Here is a 584-nt window from a genome sequence, read left to right as displayed (position 1 = left end):
CGTAAATAAGGTAGGTTATCGTGGCAAAACAATCAATGATTGTACGTGATGTTAAACGTGCTAAATTAGCTGATAAATTCTACGCTAAACGTGAAGAATTAAAGAAAATCATCTCTGATGCAAATTCTTCAGACGAAGATCGTTGGGCGGCAGTGTTAAAACTACAAACACTTCCGCGCGATTCAAGTCCTAGCCGTCAGCGTAACCGTTGCCGCCAAACTGGTCGTCCACACGGTGTACTTCGTAAGTTTGGTTTAAGCCGTATTAAGGTACGTGAAGCTGCAATGCGCGGTGAAATTCCAGGCCTTAAGAAAGCAAGCTGGTAATAACCTCTTTTAATTTGGAATCATGGGAGTAAATACATGAGCATGCAAGATCCAATCGCAGATATGCTGACCCGTATTCGTAACGGTCAAGCTGCGAATAAAGTTGCAATCAGTATGCCTTCATCTAAGTTAAAAGTTGCTATTGCAAGCGTTTTAGCTGAAGAAGGTTATGTTGAGAGCTTCAAAATTGTTGAAGGTTCTAAACCTGAATTGGAAATCACTTTAAAATATTTCCAAAACAAACCGGTTGTAGAAAGT

At 40.2% G+C, this 584-nt stretch carries 2 protein-coding genes; both read left to right on the top strand.

Features of this window, described 5'->3' with window-relative positions:
- The first annotated feature begins 20 nt into the window (after nucleotides 1-20).
- A complete protein-coding gene (gene rpsN / locus EK386_RS20775) occupies nucleotides 21-326 on the top strand; it encodes a 30S ribosomal protein S14 (RefSeq protein ID WP_005599304.1) in 306 nt (101 codons plus the stop codon).
- 36 nt (nucleotides 327-362) lie between these two features.
- On the top strand, nucleotides 363-584 hold a 222-nt coding region (gene rpsH / locus EK386_RS20770), incomplete at its 3' end, for a 30S ribosomal protein S8 (protein WP_126660871.1).

Source organism: Lysinibacillus antri, from assembly GCF_003977595.1.
Taxonomy (GTDB): Bacteria; Bacillota; Bacilli; order Bacillales_A; family Planococcaceae; genus Ureibacillus; species Ureibacillus antri.
The sequence above is the reverse complement of the archived record's forward strand: the minus strand, read 5'-3'. Positions and strand labels throughout refer to the sequence as shown.